The sequence below is a fragment of the Micromonospora sp. CA-248089 genome (genome assembly GCF_050948515.1).
GTDB lineage: Bacteria > Actinomycetota > Actinomycetes > Mycobacteriales > Micromonosporaceae > Micromonospora.
In genome coordinates, this window is record NZ_CP192016.1 from 2,793,452 (window position 1) to 2,811,848 (window position 18,397).

At 67.7% G+C, this 18,397-nt stretch carries 22 protein-coding genes; 13 read left to right on the forward strand and 9 right to left on the reverse strand.

Features of this window, described 5'->3' with window-relative positions:
• Positions 1 to 132: 132 nt before the first annotated feature.
• The 3 genes from ACQP26_RS13205 (at position 133) to ACQP26_RS13215 (ending at position 4,856) form a co-directional block, all read left to right on the forward strand.
• Entirely contained in the window at positions 133 to 1,338 is a 1,206-nt protein-coding gene (locus ACQP26_RS13205; protein ID WP_269706698.1) for an alanine--tRNA ligase-related protein, read from the forward strand.
• Between the two features lie 217 nt (positions 1,339 to 1,555).
• Positions 1,556 to 3,019: an ATP-binding protein gene (locus tag ACQP26_RS13210; RefSeq protein ID WP_281578127.1), complete on the forward strand. Its 1,464-nt coding sequence runs from the start codon at positions 1,556 to 1,558 to the stop codon at positions 3,017 to 3,019.
• Between the two features lie 16 nt (positions 3,020 to 3,035).
• Positions 3,036 to 4,856: an acyl-CoA dehydrogenase gene (locus ACQP26_RS13215; protein ID WP_433495858.1), complete on the forward strand. Its 1,821-nt coding sequence runs from the start codon at positions 3,036 to 3,038 to the stop codon at positions 4,854 to 4,856.
• A gap of 52 nt (positions 4,857 to 4,908) precedes the next feature.
• On the opposite strand, the gene ACQP26_RS13220 is transcribed toward ACQP26_RS13215, so the two are convergent.
• Positions 4,909 to 7,851, reverse strand: coding sequence for an NACHT domain-containing protein (locus ACQP26_RS13220; RefSeq protein ID WP_433495859.1), 2,943 nt, complete (start codon positions 7,849 to 7,851; stop codon positions 4,909 to 4,911).
• A 397-nt stretch (positions 7,852 to 8,248) separates the two neighbouring features.
• Positions 8,249 to 8,995: a GntR family transcriptional regulator gene (locus ACQP26_RS13225; protein ID WP_433495860.1), complete on the reverse strand. Its 747-nt coding sequence runs from the start codon at positions 8,993 to 8,995 to the stop codon at positions 8,249 to 8,251.
• Positions 8,996 to 9,199: 204 nt separating this feature from the next.
• Here ACQP26_RS13225 and ACQP26_RS13230 point away from each other — a divergent pair, with 204 nt between their 5' ends.
• The 5 genes from ACQP26_RS13230 to pyrE are packed head-to-tail and all read left to right on the forward strand — an operon-like array spanning position 9,200 to position 10,508.
• Entirely contained in the window at positions 9,200 to 9,397 is a 198-nt protein-coding gene (locus ACQP26_RS13230) for a hypothetical protein (RefSeq protein ID WP_433495861.1), read from the forward strand.
• Positions 9,394 to 9,573, forward strand: coding sequence for a hypothetical protein (locus ACQP26_RS13235; RefSeq protein ID WP_091050637.1), 180 nt, complete (start codon positions 9,394 to 9,396; stop codon positions 9,571 to 9,573). The genes ACQP26_RS13230 and ACQP26_RS13235 overlap by 4 nt, the downstream gene beginning before the upstream one ends.
• The gene (locus ACQP26_RS13240) at positions 9,570 to 9,788 is read left to right on the forward strand and encodes a hypothetical protein (protein WP_209961546.1); all 219 of its coding nucleotides are present in this window, start codon (positions 9,570 to 9,572) and stop codon (positions 9,786 to 9,788) included. Before ACQP26_RS13235 ends, ACQP26_RS13240 begins: the two co-directional genes overlap by 4 nt.
• A complete protein-coding gene (locus tag ACQP26_RS13245; protein WP_167796883.1) occupies positions 9,785 to 9,958 on the forward strand; it encodes a hypothetical protein in 174 nt (57 codons plus the stop codon). The genes ACQP26_RS13240 and ACQP26_RS13245 overlap by 4 nt, the downstream gene beginning before the upstream one ends.
• Positions 9,959 to 9,977: 19 nt before the next feature.
• On the forward strand, positions 9,978 to 10,508 hold the full coding sequence (gene pyrE, locus ACQP26_RS13250; RefSeq protein WP_433495862.1) for an orotate phosphoribosyltransferase: 531 nt from the start codon (positions 9,978 to 9,980) through the stop codon (positions 10,506 to 10,508).
• Here pyrE and ACQP26_RS13255 read toward each other — a convergent pair.
• Positions 10,505 to 11,089, reverse strand: coding sequence for a GIY-YIG nuclease family protein (locus tag ACQP26_RS13255; RefSeq protein ID WP_433495863.1), 585 nt, complete (start codon positions 11,087 to 11,089; stop codon positions 10,505 to 10,507). The genes pyrE and ACQP26_RS13255 overlap by 4 nt on opposite strands.
• 46 nt (positions 11,090 to 11,135) lie before the next feature.
• Between ACQP26_RS13255 and ACQP26_RS13260 the strand changes: the two genes are divergently transcribed.
• Together ACQP26_RS13260 and ACQP26_RS13265 are read left to right on the forward strand one after the other, a co-directional pair.
• Entirely contained in the window at positions 11,136 to 11,273 is a 138-nt protein-coding gene (locus tag ACQP26_RS13260; RefSeq protein WP_433495864.1) for a hypothetical protein, read from the forward strand.
• A 113-nt stretch (positions 11,274 to 11,386) separates the two neighbouring features.
• Complete coding sequence (locus tag ACQP26_RS13265; RefSeq protein ID WP_433495865.1) at positions 11,387 to 12,136, forward strand: maleylpyruvate isomerase family mycothiol-dependent enzyme; 750 nt, start codon at positions 11,387 to 11,389, stop codon at positions 12,134 to 12,136.
• 133 nt (positions 12,137 to 12,269) lie between these two features.
• On the opposite strand, the gene ACQP26_RS13270 is transcribed toward ACQP26_RS13265, so the two are convergent.
• From ACQP26_RS13270 to ACQP26_RS13280, 3 genes are all read right to left on the reverse strand, one after another.
• A complete protein-coding gene (locus ACQP26_RS13270; protein ID WP_269706686.1) occupies positions 12,270 to 12,419 on the reverse strand; it encodes a hypothetical protein in 150 nt (49 codons plus the stop codon).
• 493 nt (positions 12,420 to 12,912) lie between these two features.
• The gene (locus ACQP26_RS13275) at positions 12,913 to 13,191 is read right to left on the reverse strand and encodes a hypothetical protein (RefSeq protein WP_433495866.1); all 279 of its coding nucleotides are present in this window, start codon (positions 13,189 to 13,191) and stop codon (positions 12,913 to 12,915) included.
• 106 nt (positions 13,192 to 13,297) lie between these two features.
• Positions 13,298 to 13,708: a VOC family protein gene (locus ACQP26_RS13280; protein ID WP_433495867.1), complete on the reverse strand. Its 411-nt coding sequence runs from the start codon at positions 13,706 to 13,708 to the stop codon at positions 13,298 to 13,300.
• A 290-nt stretch (positions 13,709 to 13,998) separates the two neighbouring features.
• On the opposite strand from ACQP26_RS13280, the gene ACQP26_RS13285 reads away from it, so the two are divergent.
• Positions 13,999 to 14,679 (forward strand): DUF5984 family protein, encoded by a 681-nt coding sequence (locus ACQP26_RS13285; protein ID WP_433496138.1) that lies wholly within the window; start codon positions 13,999 to 14,001, stop codon positions 14,677 to 14,679.
• A 71-nt stretch (positions 14,680 to 14,750) separates the two neighbouring features.
• On the opposite strand, the gene ACQP26_RS13290 is transcribed toward ACQP26_RS13285, so the two are convergent.
• Together ACQP26_RS13290 and ACQP26_RS13295 are read right to left on the reverse strand one after the other, a co-directional pair.
• The gene (locus ACQP26_RS13290) at positions 14,751 to 15,281 is read right to left on the reverse strand and encodes a pyridoxamine 5'-phosphate oxidase family protein (protein WP_433495868.1); all 531 of its coding nucleotides are present in this window, start codon (positions 15,279 to 15,281) and stop codon (positions 14,751 to 14,753) included.
• Between the two features lie 232 nt (positions 15,282 to 15,513).
• Positions 15,514 to 16,053 carry a hypothetical protein gene (locus tag ACQP26_RS13295; protein WP_433495869.1) on the reverse strand — a complete coding sequence of 180 codons (540 nt, stop codon included), beginning with the start codon at positions 16,051 to 16,053 and terminating at the stop codon, positions 15,514 to 15,516.
• 259 nt (positions 16,054 to 16,312) lie between these two features.
• Between ACQP26_RS13295 and ACQP26_RS13300 the strand changes: the two genes are divergently transcribed.
• Together ACQP26_RS13300 and ACQP26_RS13305 are read left to right on the forward strand one after the other, a co-directional pair.
• Positions 16,313 to 16,756: a YunG family protein gene (locus tag ACQP26_RS13300; RefSeq protein WP_269706681.1), complete on the forward strand. Its 444-nt coding sequence runs from the start codon at positions 16,313 to 16,315 to the stop codon at positions 16,754 to 16,756.
• 63 nt (positions 16,757 to 16,819) lie between these two features.
• Positions 16,820 to 17,182, forward strand: coding sequence for an antibiotic biosynthesis monooxygenase (locus ACQP26_RS13305; RefSeq protein WP_433495870.1), 363 nt, complete (start codon positions 16,820 to 16,822; stop codon positions 17,180 to 17,182).
• 103 nt (positions 17,183 to 17,285) lie between these two features.
• Here the strand turns inward: ACQP26_RS13305 and ACQP26_RS13310 are convergent, their stop codons facing one another.
• On the reverse strand, positions 17,286 to 18,326 hold the full coding sequence (locus tag ACQP26_RS13310; RefSeq protein ID WP_433495871.1) for a hypothetical protein: 1,041 nt from the start codon (positions 18,324 to 18,326) through the stop codon (positions 17,286 to 17,288).
• Between the last annotated feature and the right edge of the window lie 71 nt (positions 18,327 to 18,397).

The window sequence follows — 18,397 nt, forward strand, 5'->3', positions numbered from 1 at the left end:
GCTCGCCGGTTGCCGCCGCCTGACCTGCCCCACACCCACGCCGGCGACCGGAAACGGTCCGCCGGCGTCGTTGTGTCGACGCCAACGCGCGCGGCGGACCGTCCGGTCACCCGTACCCGGAAGGCACCCGCCATGACACCCGACGACATCACCCGGACGTTCCTCGACCACTACCACCGGCACGGCCATCAGGACGCGCCGGAGAGTTCGCTCGTTCCGCCGCCCGGTGACCCGGTGCTGTTCACCACGTCCGGCATGCACCCGCTCACGCCGTACCTGCTGGGGCGCCCGCACCCGGGCGGACGGCGACTGGCGAACGTGCAGCGGTGCCTGCGCACCACGGACCTGGACGAGGTCGGCGACGACACCCACCTGACCGTGTTCCAGATGCTCGGCTCGTGGTCGCTCGGCGACTACGACATCGCGACCAGCCTGCGCTGGGGCTTCGACCTGCTCACCGACGGCTTCGGCATCCCGCCGGGGAGGCTGCACGCCACGGTCTTCGGCGGCGGCAACGGTGAAGGGCCGGACGACACCGCGCGGGACACCTGGACCGGGCTCGGCGTGCCGGTGGAGGCGCTGGGGGAGGACAACTGGTGGTCCAACGGCCCGACCGGCCCCTGCGGACCGGACTCGGAGATCTTCGTGTGGACCGGTGACGGCCCGCCCACCGGCACACCCAGCACCGACGCGCGGTGGGTGGAGGTGTGGAACCACGTGCAGATGCGCTACCACCGGCACCCCGACGGGCGGCTCACGCCACTGCCACTGTCCAGCATCGACACGGGCATGGGCCTGGAACGGCTGGAGATGGTGCTGCGCGGCGACCGGTCCGTGTTCACCGGCGACGGGCTGCGCCAGTGGGTGGAGGCTGTCCGTGACCGGTGGGACCTGCGCGGTGCGGACCTGCGCGTGGTCTCCGACCACCTGCGGTCCGCGGTGGTCGTGCTCGGTGACGGGGTACGCCCCGGCAACACCGGCCGCGGGTACGTGCTGCGGCGGCTGCTGCGTCGCGTGCTCACAGTGCTGTGGCGCGACGACCCGGCGCGCACCCTGGACGACCTGCCACCCCAGGTGTACGCGGACACGCTGCGCCGGTTCCGCCAGCTGCCCGGCCCGGGCACGCCGCCCGGCGAGCAGCCGGTCGACGTCGGCTCGCTGCACGCGACGCTGGTGGACGAGGAACGCCGCTTCCGCGGGCTGCTGCGACGCGGACGGCCGCTCGTCGACCGGGTACGGGCGCGCGGCCCGCTGACCGAACGCGACTACCACTGGCTGCACGACACCCACGGGCTGCCCCGCGACCTGGTCGACGGCCTGCTCGCCGAGGCGAGCTGATCGGCGGCCAAGACGGCGGCCGGGCGAGCGGTGGCCGAGGCGGCGACCGGGCGACCGGCGGCCAAGACGGCGGCCGGCTGAGAGGCGGCCGGGTGACCAGCGGCCGGGCGAGCGAGCACCGGGTGTGCAGCGGTGGCCGCCCGGCCGGGCCGGTGCCAGACTCGGAGGCGGACGCCACGCGAGGGAAGCGGACGCCGCCGTGAGGAGAGGGCCGCCGATGACCGAGGTACGGCCGGACGAGGAGACGGTGCCGCTGCTCGGCGCCGAGGTGCGTATCGCTGACGCGGCCGGGTTGCTCGCCGCCGCCGTCGACGGGCCGGTGGAGCTGCTCGTCGACGGCGACTTCCCGGCCCCGGTGCGGGAGGTCCGCTGCACCGTGCGCGCCGACACCGCAGCCGGGCCGCCGGTGCACCGCTTCGAGGCGTACCTGCGGGTGGAGAGCACGCCGGCGGGCCTGATCGCCCTCGGGCTGGCCGGGCCGGTCGGCGTGCTGCTCGCCGAGCGGCTGGCCGCGCGTGGCGGCGACGGCCCGGCGGCCGCGGTGGGCCGGATGGCCGCGGAGGCCGGGCGGCGGATCTGGCCGCGACCGGTCGCCACGCTCGCCGCGCCGCCCGGCGACGAGGCCGGTCGGGGGGTGCTGCGCGTGGCCCGGGAAGCCGGGCTGCGGCCCCGCGTCGACCAGGACAACGGCACGGTACGCATCCACGCCGACGTGCCCAGCGCCGACGTGGGTCCGGCGCACCTGACGGCGATGGTCGGCCTGCTGCTCCAGGCCGTACGCGAGCTGTCCGGCGACAGCGACGAGCCGACGGTGCTGCGCGGACGGACGTACGTCGTGGGGCGGCGACCGGTGACGGCGGCGGCGGGGCCGCGCAGCGCGACGGTGACCCTCGACCAGGTCGGCGGCCTGCCCGACGTGGTCGCGCAGTTCCGCGAGGTGGCGGTGTCGTTCCGGCATCCGGCGGCGATGGCCCGCTGGGGCGCGCGCCGGCCGCAGGGCATCCTGATGTACGGGCCGCCCGGCACCGGCAAGACCATGCTGGCCCGGGCCCTGGCCAACGAGGTCGGCGCGGACTTCGTGGAGATCCGGACCCCGGAGATCCTGGACAAGTACCTCGGCGGCTCGGAACGCAACATCAAGCGCATCTTCCGGGAGGCACGCCGCTACCGGCGGCCCACAGTCATGCTGTTCGACGAGTTCGACTCGATCATCAGCTACGCCGGTGCGGGCGGCGACGCGGCGAGCCAGGCCGTCAACGCCGTCGCGGGCATCTTCAAGCAGGAGATGAACACGCTGTTCGAGGAGAACCCCGACGTCATCGTGGTCGCCACCACCAACTTCCCGCACCGCGTCGACGCGTCGCTCATCCGGTCCGGCCGCTTCGACCTGAAGATCGCCATTCCGGCGCCGGACGAGGCCGGACGCGCGGAGATCCTCACCAAGATGGTCCGCGAGCTGATCGACAAGCACGAGCGGCCGGGATTTCGGATGTTCGCCGACGACCTCGACCCGGCCGCGCTCGCCGCCGACACAGCAGGGCTGACCGGCGCGGACCTTCGCGAGGCGCTGCGCCGGGTGCAACTCGCCAAGGCACTCCGGGAAGCGGCGGAGGGTGCGCCACCGGCTCCGATCGGTCAGGATGACCTGCGGGAGGCCGTCGCCGGGTTGCGCCGCGGCTGACCGGAAGGAGTCCACATTGTCCTCGTCCGATCTGCTGCTGTCCCGCCGCGACCTCGCGTTCCTGCTGCACGACTGGCTGGACGTGAGCCGGCTGACCGAGCGGCCCCGCTACGCCGAGCACACCCGCGAGACCGTCGACGAGGTGCTGGACCTCGCCGCCCGGGTCGCCGCCGAGCGCTTCGCCCCGCACAACCGGGCCGCCGACACCGGCGAACCCACGTTCGACGGGCAGCGCGTACGGACCATCCCGCAGGTGAAGGCCGCCCTGGAGGCGTTCGCCGAGACCGGGCTGCTCGCCGCCACCATGGACGAGTCGGTCGGCGGCTTGCAGCTGCCGCACACGGTGGCCGCCGCCGCGTTCGCCTGGTTCCAGGCCGCCAACGTCGGCACGTCGGCGTACCCGATGCTCACCCTCGGCAACGCCAACCTGCTGCTCGCCCACGGCAGCGCCGAGCAGATCGACACCTGGGTACGCCCCATGGTCGAAGGACGGTTCTTCGGCACCATGTGCCTGTCCGAACCGCAGGCCGGCAGTTCCCTGACCGACCTCACCACGCGGGCCGAGCCGCAGGACGACGGCACGTACCGGATCGTCGGCACCAAGATGTGGATCTCCGGCGGCGACCACGAACTGGCCGAGAACATCGTCCACCTGGTGCTCGCCCGCATCCCCGGCGCGCCGCCGGGCGTGAAGGGGCTGTCGCTGTTCATCGTGCCGAAGACGCTGCTCGACGACGACGGCAACCTCGGGCCGCGCAACGACGTGGTGCTGGTCGGCCTCAACCACAAGCTCGGCTACCGGGGCACCACCAACACGCTGCTGAACTTCGGCGAGGGCGTGCACCGGCCGTACGGGCGGGCCGGGGCGGTCGGCTACCTGGTGGGACAACCGCACCAGGGACTCGCGGTGATGTTCCACATGATGAACGAGGCGCGCATCGGCATCGGGGCCGGCGCCACCGCGCTCGGCTACACCGCGTACCTGAAGTCCGTCGCGTACGCCCGACAGCGCCCGCAGGGCCGGCCGGTCGCTGACAAGGACCCGACCACGCCGCAGGTGCCGATCGTGGCCCACCCCGACGTACGCCGGATGCTGCTGGCCCAGAAGAGCTACGTGGAGGGCGCGCTCGCGCTGGTGCTCTACTGCGGACGGCTGCTCGACGAGCAGAAGACCGCGCCCGCCGAGGCCGACCGCGAACGGGCGCAACTGCTGCTGGACCTGCTCACCCCGATCACCAAGAGCTGGCCGGCGCAGTGGTGCCTGGCCGCCAACGACCTGGCCATCCAGGTCCACGGCGGGTACGGCTACACCCGCGACTACGACGTCGAGCAGCACTGGCGCGACAACCGGCTCAACGCCATCCACGAGGGCACCCACGGCATCCAGGCCCTCGATCTGCTCGGCCGCAAGGTCACCATGCGCGACGGCGCCGCGCTGGAACTGCTGCTGGAGACGATCCGCGGCACCGTCACCCGGGCGTGGAAGGCCGAGGGGTTCTCCTCCGAACTGGCCGGACAGCTCGCCGCCGCGGTGGACCGGATCGCCGTGGTGACGCGGCGGTTGTGGGCACCGGGCGACCCGGAGCTGGCGCTGGCGAACGCGTCGGTGTACCTGGAGGCGGTCGGGCACGTGGTGATCGCGTGGATGTGGCTGGAGCAGGTGCTGGTGGTGGAGGCGCTGGGGTCGCCGGAGGGGGCCGAGGGGGAGTTCCTGGCGGGGAAGAGGCAGGCGGCGCGGTACTTCTACCGGTGGGAGCTGCCGAAGGTGGGGGCGCAGTTCGACCTGCTGGAAGGACTGGACCGGACCACGCTGGACATGCGCGAAAGCTGGTTCTGAGCGACCGACACCGAGGGCAGCAATGTGGTCGGCAAGCAGGCTAAAAGTCGAACTAAACTGCGTCGCTATCGGGCTTGCCGACCAGTGATTTTCGACCAGTAATCCAGTTCGCCAACCAGGCAGGCCGTCGTGCACGGATGTCTTCCAGCTCGTCACGGCTGAACTCGGCAGCATCGGTGATTTCGGCAGCGACTCCTTCATCGAGGTTGTCCGCAATCCGTTGCCGGAGGCAGCGATAGAGGAAATCGTTGTCGAGATGATCGTTAAGCTCCTCCATGAATACGCTAACAGAGCCCGGATTTGCTTCCGCCGCCACGAATGATAACCAAAGGGCTACCTCCGTAAGGATCGAACCCGACTGGCCTTTAACTATGCTCACTCTTAGTAAGCGCCGATAAAGGTTCGTGATGGCACTCTCAAGTCCTATTGCCTGAGCGTGAGGAACGGTAGGTGATCTGACGGCAAGAGAGTCGTGGAAGTTTATTGCTGCGTTGGTTTCTGCCTCGGAGAGTTCCTCTCCTAGGATGTACTTGATAGCGCCAACGGCAAAAATGCCGAGCTGCGAGGCACCGAAACAATCCAACACTAGGGGGAAACTTACCGTGCTCTTTTTGTCGGTGGTCAGAGCGCCTTCCATTGCCAAATAGGTGCGAACGAATGGGTCGGACTTGATTAGATCCTTCCTCTCGGATAGCAGTACGTCGGAAACAATGCTGCCCCACTCTTCGGAATAGAGTTCACCCTCACCAGATATTTGCGTGCGAGCCCACCGCGACGCGAAGGCCTGCCGAAACCTTCTGCGAGCGATCTCGCTCGATTCTTGGGATCCGAACCGGTATCCTCGCTGGCTATTCAAGTAGGCGGCAATCTCTCTTTCTGCGAACCCTTGCTCAGTGAGGAGTCGGCCACATATATTCCGAGGGTCCTTGTAAAGTTGAAGCAGCGAGATGAAAGCGCGGCGGTCCTCGAGCGTCGTCACGTTCTGAGATCGCCAGAGGTCGAAAGCCTGAATGAGCACTTCACTAACTAGGCGGGCACCGACGGGTGTTGAGTTTAGGACCCGAAGGCATAATGGGATGTGTTTTCCGGATGCTACTTTGCGCCCCTCTTTTCCGGCCCTCATCAAAGCTCTTAGGAGCGCCTCCGAACCCCGGTATTCCTTGTCATCGTAGGCTTGAAACATGAGGTCAGGTAGGACTGAACTCGGATTCTTCTTGTAGGCCTCAAGGATCGACTCGAGGACGCTTTCCTGGGAGGTGGCTCGGTGCACGATGGCTTCTGCTGCGTAGTATTCCATAAATGTTCGGTGAGTAAAAGAAAAGAGTCGTTCGCCTCGCTCCGAATACCCGATTGCCGTGAGCAGCCAGGCTCTTCCCGCGCAGAATTCAAGAAATTCTCGTGCCCTTACTTCGGCATCCCTTGGATCAACGCCAGCAGTATCGCCGAAATATGTCCCAATGATTCTTGTGAGTTGTTTTTCCTCAACACCGCCCCCCGCCGAAGGGAACTTATAGAAGAAATCCGCTAGTTCTTCCATGAGTGTATGCCCATAGCGCTTGTGATCTACGGGCTGTGGGATGTGCCGGATGGCGTCCCAACTGTGGAACAGTAGATCGGCGCACTGCCGGTAGACATCCCGCTGATTCATTGGAATGTAGCCGCGCAACCGGTATAGGGTGCAGAGAAGCGACAGCATGAGAGGATTGCGTCGCACGTCGTCAATCTCGGCCGACTCTTGCAGGAAGGCGGCCGGATCCTTAACGTTTCTCTGCATCAATCTGAACCAGCGGCTCACATACTCGGTGACTTGACCAAGGGAATATTCCTGGAGTTCGAAGGTGGGAAAACGTCCTTCGGTGAATCGAGCGCTTTCGTAGCCCACCTTTCGGGTGGTTGCAATCATGGAGGATAGGGGAAATTCCTGCGCTAGAAGATCGATTTTCTCAATCAATTTCCGACGCTGTTGAAGCTCGGTCACCTCGTCGACGCCATCGAAGATTACGAAGGCGCGTCCCAAGGCTAGGAGTTGCTCTACATCAAGCCGTTCAGCGGTGAGCCCCAGATTATGTATGGCCCTCTCGACGTGTTGAATAGCTGGTGCTGAGACGTCCGCCGAAAGTTCTCGGCATCGCACAAGAATAGGAGCGAGGTCCTTGGAAGCGCTTTTAGCAACGTTGTTTACTAAGCGTGTCACAAGAGTGCTTTTGCCGACTCCGGGGTTACCGATCACCACGAGACGCACGCCCGCGATGGGTTTCCTAAATACCTCAGCCAGGCTGGCATTTGCAGGAGTCCGAGGCTTGAGGCTTCTCTCGATATAGAGCTCTTCATACCGGAATCGGTGGCGTTCTTGGGCGTGCTCTAGGTGCATCTCGTTGGAAGCGTCGCCAGCGATGCGGCAGATATCGGCACATAGCGCTCGAAGTTGTACGACTCGACTCGGATTCGAGGTGGCCTCAATCGTTGCTCGAACGTAGCGGGGCGCGCTTGGCAAGGCGAATCCGGCAGCCCGATTTGTGGAATCAATCAGGCGTGCTGATTCCGCCTTGGCAACGCGAGCAACTGCGCTGGGCTGGGGAGCAATGGCTTCAAGGTTCTTTATTAGGAGCTGCCAGACCACCTCAGGTGAACGCGTCCAAGGGCGGCGATTTGGTCTGCCCCAGTCCGACACCCGCTGGTCGAAGGCGCTTCGTAGATACCCAAGTAATCTGTCGGCGTCTTCGTGATTCTCCCGAACGGCCTTCAAAAGCACGTAGCTTTGCGCCACGGCAGCCACTTCCGCCGTGTTGATGAAGTCGGCAATATCGTTGAGGTCTGAATCGTTCACGATGATCTGCTCGCCGTCGGAGTGCTCGAGCAGGAAGGCGCTGACATCGACATCTGGTGCCAGTGGGCTTCTCATGGCGCCGTGTACGGATGCCATAAACTTCACCAGCAGCGATCCGAGAGCTTCGCCAGCGGCGCCGGTGGCAATGGCGGCTGCAACGTCGGCCATTGGTTTCCCCTCCCTAGGTTCCGGAGAGGCTAGTCGCCATGAGCGTCGCGCGCTACATACCGGCCTCGGCAAGAGGGCACCCATCACGTGCACGAAGACGACCTGAAGTTGCCTCTGCCGAGGTCGCCGAGCTGATGGCTCGGTTTCCGGGCCCTAGCCTTCGTTCTGGCAGTCAGTAAGCCGACAGCATGGACCCGTGTTCTTCGCGGAAGCGTCGCAGTGGGTGCTCCGCGACTGGCTCCGGTTTTTTCGACGCAGCCGACCCAGCATTCGGTGCATGGCGCGGTTCAGCACGCCAGCTTCGAAGATGGCTTATAGCCCCTGCACGAGGATCATTGCTCATGGAAAGCGCCCTCTGATCTGCGAGGCTGTCGACATCGCATCCCCTCGGCGCTGCTCAGTCGATAGGAAGGCGGTAGACGAGGTCGTACCGACCGCCGGGCAGCACGATGTCGGCGGTCTCCACCGGCGTGCCGCCCGTGGTGTAGGTGCGCTCGATGGTGTGCACGAACGTGCGGGCCGGCAGGTTGAGCGCCTCGACCTCCTCCGCGGTCGCCGAGCGAAGGCTGACGCGCTCCACGACCTCGTCGACCCGTACGCCGATGGTGTGCATACGAGCGACGACGCCCTTCACGGAGCCGTCCTCGGGCCACTCGATCGGAGTGCCCTCGGTGAGGGCAAGCGGCTCGTACGACATGGAGAGCTGTATCGGTTCGCCGTCGGCGAGGAAACGGTAGGACGTTCGCATCACCGGCGCTTCCGGCTCGATGCCGAGCCGCGCGGCAATCCGCTCATCGGCCCGTTCGTGGCGGCTGTCGTGCTCCCAGGTGCCGTGCTGTCCGGCGCCGGCCGCGTCGCGGGCGAACGGGGAAGTCGGCCCGTCGCCGGAGCGAACGTCGCGACCCCGAGCGTGACGAACCAGCCGGGTGGTGTCTCGGACGTACACGCCGGATCCGGCGCGACCCTCCACAATGCCCTCACCCTTGAGGACGGCAATGGCCCACTTGGCGACAGTCCGGCTCACGTCGTACTGGCGCATCAGGCCGGACTCGGACGGCAACTTCGCTCCAGCGGGGAGTTCTCCGGACAAGATCGCGGCACGTAGGTCGGCGGCGATCGTCAGGTAGGCAGGCGTGTTCGGCATGTCGGCGGTACCTCCGGTCAGCCCGCCCAGTCGACCACAGACAACCTGGTGTGCCAAGTTCGCGCGCCTCCCTTGCCGACGCCAAACCTAGTGCACTAGGTTCTGTGGCTGGCGACCCGTTACCGTTCGGCTCCGGTCAGCAACCACGCCTTGCGGTAACGGGGAGCCCTGACACGTCATTGGCAGGCTGACGATGGAGACGCGATGGCGGCGAGCATCACTGAACTGCTCAAACGGTTGCGGCGTCGGACGGTGTCGCGGGAGCGGGGAGCCGGGCAGGCCATCCAGGAACGTGAGCAGGCGGAGGCGCAGCGACGGCTGCTTGATCAGGCGGCTCGGTTGCGAGACGCGCACCGTCACGAAGAGCCGATCGCGAGCAACGGCCCGAAGGAGCCGGCATGACTGCCGAGGGAGAAGCGGCGATCCTGGCGGTGCACGTACGGGGTCTGGACGGCATGTGCGTGGGTTGCCGGCTGTGGTGGGCGCGGCTGACTCCGTACCCCTGCTGGCAGGTCGCGTGGGCGACCAGCCGGCAGGCGCGCGCGAGCGTCGCCCGCTTCCTGGGGGTGCGCGGGTGAGCACCCACGGACCGGTGCTGCCGGTCTGGACGTGCGGCGGGTGCGGCGCGCCGTGGCCGTGCGCGACGCGGCGGCGGGAGTTGCTTGCGGAGTACGAGGATGCGCCGGTGTCGCTGGCGGTGTACCTGGGGGCGCAGCTCGTGCGGGCCACGGCGGATCTCAGCTGGGCGCCGGCGGGGACGTTGCACAGGCGGTTCCTGGGGTGGCTGCGGTGAGCGTGTTGCGGGCCGGCGACGAGAAGTTCCACTACAGCGACGGGTCGCACCGGTGGACGGCGCCGGATCCGGAGTACGACCAGGAGGTGTGGGAGGAACAGGTCCGCCAGCACAAGCTGGGTCACCTGCGCAACGAGCGTCCGAGGGTACGCATCCGGCGGATCGTGTGACGGGTGCGAGACTGGGCCGGTGACTCACCCGCTCGCGCGCCGCGTCTACGACACCTGCCACCTCACCGGCCGGTTCCATCTCCGATCCGGGCAGGTCAGCGACGAGTACTTCGACAAGTACCTGTTCGAGGGGAAGCCGGCGCTGCTGCGCGAGGTCGCCGAGGCGATGGTGGCTCTGCTGCCGGAGTGCGACGTGCTGGCGGGGATGGAGATGGGCGGCATTCCGCTCGCCACGGTGATGTCCCAGCTGACCGGGCTGCCGACGGTCTTCGTGCGCAAGCAGGCCAAGGAGTACGGGACCGCGAAACTGGCCGAGGGCGGTCGCGTGAGCGGTCTGCGGGTCGTGGTGGTCGAGGACGTCGTGACCACCGGAGGCGCGCTCCTGACCTCGTGCGGACAACTACGGTCCGTCGGTGCCCAGGTGGAGACGGTGGTCTGCGCCATCGACCGCGAGCAGGGCGGGCGGGAGAACCTGGCGGCCGAGGGGCTGCACCTCCGCGCCGCCCTCACCCGTCGTGATCTGGAAGCCTCGCTGACGGCGTCGGGCTAGGGCTGCTCCGGGCCGCTGCTGGCGTTGTACGAGTTCTTGGCGGCTACCACTGCGGCCTGGATGTGCTCGGGGTCGACGCCGTGGACGTTGAGCGGTGGGTGCAGGCGCCGGACGAGTTCGGCTTCGATGACCGTCGGCTCGGGGTCTTCCGCCCAGGTCAGGCGCAGGTGCTCGTGCATCCACGCGGTGAGCCGTGTCTCGTCCTCGGGAACCAGGACGACGCGGTCGGTCCAGGTCGTGCGGTAGCCCTCGGAGACGAGGAGGCCGGCCAGCGTGCGGCGCAGCGTCGAGCTGCCCGACCGTCGCAGATGGTTGCGCAGGATCCGGCCCCGCAGGCTGGTGGCCCGGCCCAGATAGAGCATCCGCCATGACGGATCGGTGTCGTTCGGCGGTCCGGGGAGGTCGGGGAGGACCGAAGGAGCAGCCCACCAGGCGTAGACGCCGCCGCCGCGGGCGAGCCGCTTGACGGCGACGTCGAGCGCGACCGGCGGGCCGGTCAGCAACCGCAGGGGCTCGTCGACCCGTTCTTCGTCGGTCGGGACGTCGGCGGGTCGCCGCTCGGGGAAGGTCACCGGGACCATCTTAGGCGCTCGACAGGTCGAGATCGGGTGGGGATGCGCCCCGCCCGTGTCGCTCCAAACCAAGACCGACAACATCCCCGCCCTGGCGCTCTACACCGAGATCGGCTTCCAGCCCGTCACCGGCCTGGAACTCCTCAACCTCACCTTCGACCCCACCCTCCAAGATCCGGGAGACAGGGCCTAGACGTCGTGCCGTGGCCTTGCGCGACGCGGCGGCGGGAGCTGCTTGCGGAGTACGAGGGTGCGCCGGCCCTTTCCGCCTGGTAGAGGGTCGGTGGTGCGTGGGACGCTCCCGTCATGCGTATCGCCGAGCACATTGCCGCGCTGGATGAGGAAGGCGCCCGACTGGCAGAGGCGGCGGACCGGGCGGGTCTGGACGCACCCGTGCCCACCTGCCCCGGCTGGCAGGTCCGTGATCTGCTGCGCCATGTCAGTGGTGTCCATCGCTGGGCCACGGGCCACGTCATCACGGGACGCCGTCAGCCTTACTCCAGTCGCGAGGAGGCGGAGTTCTTCGCCGCAGTCGAGGACGACGAGCTGCTCGACCGGTTCCGGGACGGCCACCGCGCACTCGTGGACGCGCTGGCAGCGGCTGACGAGAGCGTTGCATGCTGGACGTTTCTGCCCGCGCCCTCGCCGTTGGCGTTCTGGGCACGTCGCCAGGCTCACGAGACCGCGGTACACCGGGCCGATGCCGAGTCGGCTGTCTCCACGGTCCCCTCCTGGGAGCCGTCCTTCGCCGCTGACGGCATCGACGAATTGCTCAACGGCTTCTTCGGCCGGCCCGGTGGGCGTCTGGTGGCAGACCCACCCCTCAGCATGGCCCTGGTGCCGACTGATATCGACGCGGGATGGACGCTCTCCATCGAGCCGGCCGGGGGCCGACTGGTAGCCGGTGAGATGCCGGCCCAGCTGACCGTCGTGGGACCCGCGTCCGAGCTCTACCTCCTGCTGTGGAACCGGAGTGGGACTGAGCGCCTCGAACTACGCGGGGACGCGGCCGTCTTGGATCTCTGGCGGGCAAAGGCCACGATCACCTGGAAGTGACGCCGTCATCCCGGCGAGGTCAGCCCGGTGCCGCCCACCGTGGTCCCATCCGCTCGTCGACAGACCCGGACGGGTGAGACAGGCGGGGAAGCGGCAGGCGGCGCGGTACAGCCCCCCACATCACCGGCTCACGTCATTCCGCAGGCACGATACGGAGGTTCAGCAGCATGTCCTCGAAGGCCTCGGGTCCGAATCGTGCCGCCACGATGTGCACCGGTGAACACGCCATGTCCAGCGTCGGCGCGAAGGTATTCGGACGGTTGGTGCGGCACGTCGGCGGCATGAGTGCACCCTCGGTCTTGAGCCGGGCTCCCCGTCGTCAGGTAACTCTGTCGCCGTGTCGTGCCGGGCCTGGCGACAATGCTCACCGGACAGCGATACGACGAGGGTCGAAGGGTGTTGCTGGAGTGGGTCGACGGTTGGGCGGACACGAATGGCCGGTGATGGTCAGCACCGTTCACCTCGGGCGCCATCGGTACCGCGTCATGCGGCCGGCACGGCCGCCGGGGTTCGCCGGTCTGTACGAGGGCCCTCTTGGAGCCCAGTTCTGCCTCGACAAGGACACAGCGACGCTGTTCGCTCTGGCGTGGGGAGTGGCTGCCCGGTCGCCGCACACGATCGTCTATCTTCCCCTTCGTCGCGCGACACGTCCCCACCATCACAGTTGGGGGCGCCCGCTCGACCTGGTGTTGCTGCATCACCGCCTCGCGTTCCCGCCGTCGCGGTGGAAGCAGGTCCGTTCCCTGTTGGGGACCGGCCGGCCACACACCGTCGTGCTACCCGCTCAGGCGTGGCAGGCGCGGTCGACCGCCGATCACCGGCGAGTCCGGTATCGAGAGTTCCGCGATCATCTGCGGTGGGACATCGCCGCCGACACGTTGGTGCTCACCGGCAGCCGAGAAGCGTTCGAGTTGGAAGCCGACCAGGTCCGCGCCTTGGCCGAGGAGTGCCCCGCCCATCGCGCTCGCATGCCAGGCACGCAATGTTGCGCCGAGATCGGCATGGGCAGAGCCCGCCGCCACCCGGACCGACGCCGGCCGTACGCCGAACTGCATGCCGTATACGCACGGTGATGCCGGGGGTCCGGCAGTGGCCGGCCACGGCACGCAACCCGCGGCATGAGCGTGCGTCGTGAGCGCAGGAGTCGGCAGTAGGGGCGCCTCATCCCAACCTTTCGCGGACGAACTTTGCCAGCGCCTCTCGGGATGGTTGCCCCCAGCCGATGCAGAACGGGTGGCCGGCCGGATCGGCGTACACCTGGTGCCCCTCATCGCTTTCCAGGTCACCGGCTTGCAGCAAGCGGCCACCGAGCCTCACCGCCTGTTCGTGCGCCGGCTTGGGGTCCTCAACGTGGAGGTCCATGTGTACCTGCTGAGGCTCGCCGTTCGGCCAGTCGGGAGGAACATGGTTCGGCGCGAGCTGGACGCCGATCCGCCACTCGCCGGCAGCGTCGATGACGCTGTGGAACGCCTCGTCCTCAAAGACGTGCCCACCTAGCATCCCGGCCCAGAACGCACTTTCAGCGTGCAGGTCAGCGGCGTCGAGCACGACCACGGTTCGTATCAGTTCCATGAGAGTCGATCATATGAATGCGTCCGACGGCGCGTGAGATCCACTTGGCGGCAACAGCACGCTCATCGGCAGTTGCGGAAGCCCGGCCGAGCGGCCGAGACACGGTCAGCGGCAGGTCCGGCATTTCGATCGACGGCCGGACGTCACGGGATACTGCGTCGATGATCAGGTTCCGGTTCGAGCTGTACCCACTCGACGAGGTGTCGCCGTGGGGCAGGGACCAGCCGAGGCTCCACTAGTTCGGGCTCACCGAGGGCTGGTACTGGCTCGAAGCAGGCGGGCAGGAGCTGCTGCGCCGCGCCCGGGAGGTCCATCCGCATCCCTACGTCGACTACTACCTGGCCCGGCTCTGGGAAGACGTCATTGCCCTTACCCCCGAGGTGCTGGAGCCGGTGCCCGACGATCTGCAGTCGTTCATCGCCTCCCACCCCGGGCAGTGGACGTGTGACCCGCTCGAGTTCGTGGCCGAACCGGATGAGGAACGGACCGACGACGGGAACGCGGACGGGCCCGACCATCCGGTCGTCACGGCCGCGATCTGGCACGGCGATCACCGCCTGGACTTCGGTTACCTGCGCAATCCTCCCGAGCTACGGCTCTGGCGTACCGTCAGCGGCGATCGCGACGAGATCACCATGGATTGGCGGCACGAGGACGACGGCGAGATCGGTTTCACCGCCGACCCCGCAGTCCGGATCAGCGTCCCGACCACCGCATACCTTGAGGCCGTACAGATCCTCAACCGCGAGTTGATGGACACCATGGGGCAGCGGGTCGAGGAGCTGGAACGCCGTGGCGGGCTGCCTGGCGTGGACCTTGACCTCGTCCATCTGCGGCGGGAACACGAAGACCGGCGGCAGTGGCTTTCCAAGAACCTCGACCGCTCCCCGAAGACCGACTGGAACGTTGTCCGCCGAGGTGCCCGCCTGCTGCTCGGTGACGTTCACCGGGCCGACGCCCCGGCGGGCTAGGCATTCCTTCGAGCGCCTGACCGGGACACCATCGCTCATCGGCACATCCGGACGCCGACGAACGCTGTGGATCAGGGCTGGGACGCCACGGTGAGCTTTGCGATGTCTGGGGCATAGACAGCCATCCAGTGCGGATGCAGCCGGTAGTAGACCACGTCGCTGTCCCAGTCGAAGGAGTCGTCGCCGTAGAAGTCCTTCAAGTACGCGAGCACGTCCGGCCAGTCCGCGGCCTGGTCGCCGGTGCGGGGGTTGAGAATTTCCACCTTGCCGTGCGTGAAGACGCCGAGGTCCTCACCGCGCATATGTGCGGCGCTGACGGCGGGCCGCGCCGCGAGGTGGCGAGCCTTGGCGGCGTCGGGCGCCGTGCCGAAGTACCACTTGCCTCGCAGGAAGTGTCCGTCGACGCCGCTGATCCGCGGCTCACCCTTCGCCGTCACGCTGGACAGAGCGAGGGTGCACATACCGGTGAGGACCTGGGTGAGCTGCTCCGCGTTCAGTGTGCGCGCCGTGTTGATGATGGAGCGGAGGTGGGAGGTGGAGCCGGCGAGGGAGGCGTCAAGGAGGGCTTGGAGCTCTTCGAGATCTTGTGGGGTTTCGCGCATGGAGGTCCTTGTCTCCCGGATCTATCTGTGCCGTGGTCGGCGCCTCTCACCGGCGTCGGCCGATGAACCCATGCTCCACCCAAAACCTGACATCTTGCGTCATATTTCTTCAACTGGCTGCGGACGCCAGCGGACCGCACGGCAGCCGGTCGCGACGTGAACGGCTCCCGGCTGGCGACGCGCACACTCTGGGACAGATGAGGATGTCCAGCGGTGGGTCGCAGCGGAAAGATCAGCTCTGTGCCTGACCGATCAGCGCCTGTCTGAGCGCGTGGAGCAACCCTCGGCTGGAGAGGCTGTCCGCGTCCGGCGTAACGATGGTGACCAGCGACAAGCCGGCGGTTACCAACGTCGCCGGGTATGGATCGATGTCGACTCCCCTTCTCTCGTAGGGGTCTTCATTGAGCTGGATCTCGACCGCCGGCTGGCTGGCGAACTCGTAGAGCACCGCAGACGGTCCCTCGGCGTGCTCCGAGAGCGAGTACCCGAGATCGTCCCAGCGCCGCTCCATCTCCGCATCGCGCGCGACGTACACCTCACCTGCGCCGGCCGGCATCTGCGCACGTGTCGTCCGCCATGGACGAAACTGCCCGACATGATCCCCGCCCAGGGCGACCAACACGTTCGGCCATCTGGCATGCAGGTCTTCCAGCATCACTCGAATGCCGGCGTCGACCGGCGCGCCGGTGATGAAAACCGTGTCGTATCCCGTGATCATCAGCGCTCCGCCCTGCCGCGGGTCCGACCGCTCGCCCTTGTCGTGTTGCGGCACGCGTCCTACTCGCGCTGATTCTCTGAAGAAGATGATCGCATTGAAGATCCTGGGTGTCGTGCAGGGCGCACAACGTCCATTTGCGAGCCGGATCGGCGCCGTCACCCGGTGCGCGCTGCGCGCTTGAGCACGCGGGCTTGACGATGAAGCTCATAGCCTCAATGTGAGGATCGGCCTTCATCGGAGTCGCCCCCTCCGGCAGGCGAGCTTGACGGGGATCTCTTGACTCTCGACCCGGTCGAGGGCCGACCCTTCCCGGGTGACGTTTGAGGAGCACGACAAACGACCAGTCCCTCTCGCGATCGACCTGGAGATCCTGCGGCCGGTGCTGCGCACCGGCTGGGGAGCGGATACCTGCGACCCGCACGACGTGCAGGATTGGCACGCCGACAACGCAGCCCGTGGTCAGTGCGGGGTGACCGCATTGATCATTCAAGACCTGCTCGGGGGAGAGCTGATCCTCGGCGAGGTCTTCGCCGGAGACGCCAAGGTCGGCCACCACTACTGGAACCGGCTCGCCGACGGTCGCGAGGTGGACCTGACGGCTGACCAATTCCGGCCACCGGAAGTCGTTGTCGGCGGTCAGGTTCAGCAACGCCCGCCGGGCCCACCCGTCCGGTGCCGCCGACAGTACGAGATCCTGCGGGACCGCGTCTTCGTCGCCCTCTACGGCGGCAGGTCAGTGCACGGATCCCACTCTTGATGTCAACGTCGGTTGAGGTTGCAGGATGGCGGCAGCCTGCCCCGCATGACGAGGAGTGCGTACGTGAGCGCCGATGTCAGCTTCCACTCGATCATCGACTACACGGTTGACGGCCCCGACACCCAACGGGAGTTCGTAGCGGCCTTCGCGGAGATCCAGGAGCGTTGGGTGCGCTTCTATCCTGGCTACCAGTCGGCCCGCTTCTACCTGAGCACCGACGGCACCCGGGTGTACACCGTCGTGCGTTGGGCCGGCGAGGCGGACTACCGCAATTTCGTGGAGACCTCGGACACCGAACGCCGAATGGCCGCCATCGCTCAGGCCCTGGCGGGGCTGTCCGGCAAGGCCGAAGCGCGCATGACCGGCGTTCCCACGTACACCGTCGCCCGCGAGGTCGGCCCCGGGCCACAGCGTCTCGACGTCTGACTCTGGCAAACGATCAGGTCAGGGGCCTTGTCCGCCGCCCGAGAGGACGCGCCGGGCCAGGGATTGCGTCCGGTCCAGGAGCCCGCGGACAGGACGCGACTGCTCAGCCCCACCCCCGCCGTACGGTGTCGCGCTGGGCCTGGACGCGGCCGTGCTTCTCGGCCGGCGAGGTCGCCTCGGCGGCCTGCCGACGTAGTGTCTCGACCCACGGGTACGAGCCCGGGTTGTCGAGCAGATGGTCCCAGATCGCGCCGAGAGCGAAGGCGTGCCGGCCTCGGACTCCCTCGTGCCGCAGGGTGAGGCCGTCCGGGCCGGAGATCAGCCGGACCGTACTCGGCTGCTCGTCCGGCAGGGTGACGAGCGGGTCAGGGAACATCGGCTCGTCGGCGGTCGTCCACGCCCACCGCAGAGTCTCGTCGTCGACTCGCTCCAGCCGGATCGCCAGGTCGCCGGCCGGCAGCACCGTCGCCGGGACCGCGACCGGCGCGGGCCGGTGACGCACCACCGTCACCCGGTCCAGGTCGGCGTCGTCCTCGTACGGGTCGGCCGGCGGCGGCAGCATCGCCGGGCGGGTGGACGGACGCGGGACCAGGGACAGCAGAGCCCACTCGGCGGCCCTGGCCGGGTTCTGCTCCCGCTGCTCCCAACCGCGATCACCCGGGCCGGCCAGCACGGTGCGCCATCGTGTCTCCTCGGTGACGGCCCAGATGTGCAGCTCATGCCGCTCAGCCGGGTCGTCGTCGGTGCGCACCGACTCGTGCAACCGGTCGCGGGCGTGCACCCGTACCCGGATCAGCCCGCGGGGGACGGCGACGTCGGTGAGCGCATCCGGAGGGCCGCCCATCAGGCCGACGACCGACAACAGGCCGGTGGGACTCCAGAGGGTCACCTCGCTGACGGAGTCCCACCCGTCCTCGACGTCCGCCGGCGGGCCGGGTAGGACACGCGCACGCATCTCGATCCAGCCGGTGTGGATACCGCAGAACCCGGTGAACTGGGAGGGCCCGCCGGGGTGCAGGAGTCTGTCACCGACCGTGTAGATGGGCATGCCGTTCTCCCACGGCACCGTGGACACGTCGTACTGGCAGTAGCCGACGATAACCCGCGTCCAGTCGGGCTGCTCTCCGCGTCGCGTGTCGACCATCGCCGTATCGTAGTGCCGTCCTGACCGGACGGTGGGGCGGTCGTGTGCGCCCGGCACGGACGAGATGCGAG